A 2,340-nucleotide genomic window follows, 5' to 3' on the forward strand; every position below is an offset into this window, starting at 1 on the left:
ATTTTTATACAAGTTAAAATAGCCCAGTCATAGGTAATATCAGTAAGTAAAGAATCTATATTTTGAATTTATTACAGTACAAAATCTTAAAGATTTATCGACCTGTTTCACAACTAGGCTAGAGAAAAAGGTAAAAAATTCAGATGTTAGTTACAAACAACTCTATTTGTAAAAATCTTAAAACATAAAAGTAATACTAATATAAAATTGATTGTATAAAAATAAGACAGATAAGTAATTTTACTTATCCGTCTTATTTTTAGCTTCTTCGATTAACTCAGAATATTTTTCAACAGCTTTACCTATTAATGGTTGTCTTTTAGGCAGGACGTAAGAACTTCTTCCACCAAGCTCAATACGTATAAAGTAATCATCATACTCTTGATCGTATTCGCCCTCTTTTCCATAACATTGTAAACTCTGTGCAAAATACCCAGGTTTACCATCTGGCTGTTCAAAGTCTTTTAAAGTTGTACCACCAGCAGCTATAGAACGTTTTAAAATATTTTTAATGCTATCAACAAGAATAAAAGCTTGCTCTTGCTTGAGGTCTCCAGTAAAAGTGCAAGGATTTATTTTACACTCAAATAAAGACTCATTAGCATAAATATTTCCTACCCCAACCACTATAGAATTATCCATAAGTAATAACTTTATAGGTCTATTTGGTCTCTTTTTAATAAATGAAGCAAGATACTCTCCATTAAAATCATCACTTAAAGCATCAGGACCATTATGAGCAAATAATTTATGTTCTCCAAAATCTTGGTAAGCGATAAAAGTTACTCCGCCAAAACGACGGTGATCATTGTATCTTAATTCTTTACCATTAGAGAACTGAATTTGTACATGATCATGCTTTAATAATGGAAGACTCTGATCCACTACTTTTAAATTTCCAGACATTCCAAGATGGATAACAATATATCCATAGCCATTATCTAAACATACATATTTTGCACGTCTAAAAGCATTTTTAATTGTAGTGTTAACCTGAGCTAAAAGCTCCTTTCCAGGAACTACACGACATTTATCATTATTAATGATAATATTACTAATTGTTTGATTAACGACAAGAGGTTCTATTCCTCTTACCGTAGTCTCTACCTCTGGTAATTCAGGCATAGTAACTTACCTACTTTTTGTAACGTTTACTTTTATTTTGTAATTTCTTTGGATCAACAAAAGGTTTAGATGTTCCTAAACGTCTAGCCGTAGGGCTATATCTTTGCTTAGTAGTTTTACCTTTAGTCTCTTTTGAAGCTAGGGCTTGACTCAAATACCCGCCATTTACTTCTTCTTGCTCTTCGATAACAAGATGACTTTTATCAGGTGGCGTTAAGTCGGTAATTCCCATTTCTTCATATTTACTAGTTACAGGATCAAACCATAAATCAAGAACCTCTGCTAACTTATCTAATCCACGTTTTTTAACAGAAGATACAGGTATAACTTTAATAGGTTCTGGATCAGGATTTTCTTCTGAAGCAACCGTAAATGCAATTAAAGCTTCATTAACTAGTCTAATTTGCTTCATTAATTCCTGTTGCGTTAATTTGTCAGTCTTAGTTAAAACTACTACTACAGGAACTGAGAACTCAACACACCACTGTAACATTTGTTGATCTAAAGGTTTTAAAGGATGTCTTGCATCCATTAAGAGAACTATCCCCGCTAGGTATTCTCTCTTTTCTAAATAAGTACCTAAAGATTTTTGCCACTCAATTTTTAGTTTTTCAGGTACAGCTGCATAACCATAACCAGGTAAATCAACAAGATTTACATACGGAGCAACAGCAAATAAATTAATTAATTGCGTTCTTCCAGGAGTGCTAGAGGTTTTAGCTAAACTCTTTTGATTACATAGAGCATTTAATAAAGATGATTTTCCCGCATTTGAAACACCAACAAAAGCTACTTCTAAACCGTTATCCACAGGTAATTTAGAAATAGATGGAGAACTCATTATAAATTTTGTACGTTGATAATTTAATTTTAGCATAGTAATAAAATGGCTACCTTAACGGTAGCCATTGTAATTAGCGATTACCTACAAATGGAATTTTTCCTGAATTTATATAACGACCGAAACGATTGCTATAGTTATTATTAAAACCAACTAAATTCAGAGAGAAATCAAATCCGTTTTCATATTGGTTATAACCTACACGTCTTCTTTCATAAGAAAAACCAATAGACCAACCATAGTATACATAATTAAAAGCTATGTTTCTATTTACTAGTTTACGATCATGTAAATCTATATAGTTTGAAAATAGCATTGAAAATTGAGGATTTATATCCCAAATATAAGCAAACCCTACTTGTTTTATCTGAGTA

General features: G+C 31.6%; 2 protein-coding genes and 1 pseudogene. All 3 read right to left on the minus strand.

The window, feature by feature from the left end; translation table 11 throughout:
- Positions 1-240 precede the first annotated feature (240 nt).
- Positions 241-1,125: a bifunctional DNA-formamidopyrimidine glycosylase/DNA-(apurinic or apyrimidinic site) lyase gene (gene mutM / locus CKF59_RS07160; protein ID WP_119535245.1), complete on the minus strand. Its 885-nt coding sequence runs from the start codon at positions 1,123-1,125 to the stop codon at positions 241-243.
- Positions 1,126-1,366: 241 nt separating this feature from the next.
- Positions 1,367-2,008: pseudogene (gene yihA, locus CKF59_RS07165) on the minus strand (ribosome biogenesis GTP-binding protein YihA/YsxC); the annotation flags it as partial.
- Positions 2,009-2,039: 31 nt separating this feature from the next.
- On the minus strand, positions 2,040-2,340 hold a 301-nt coding region (locus tag CKF59_RS07955; protein ID WP_222985693.1), incomplete at its 5' end, for a hypothetical protein.

The sequence above is a fragment of the Psittacicella gerlachiana genome (genome assembly GCF_003585965.1).
GTDB lineage: Bacteria > Pseudomonadota > Gammaproteobacteria > Enterobacterales > Psittacicellaceae > Psittacicella > Psittacicella gerlachiana.

What these genes read in the sequence shown, in the direction of transcription:
- mutM (WP_119535245.1), bottom strand. Translation starts at nt 1,125, where the DNA reads ATGCCTGAATTACCAGAGGTAGAGACTACGGTAAGAGGAATAGAACCT.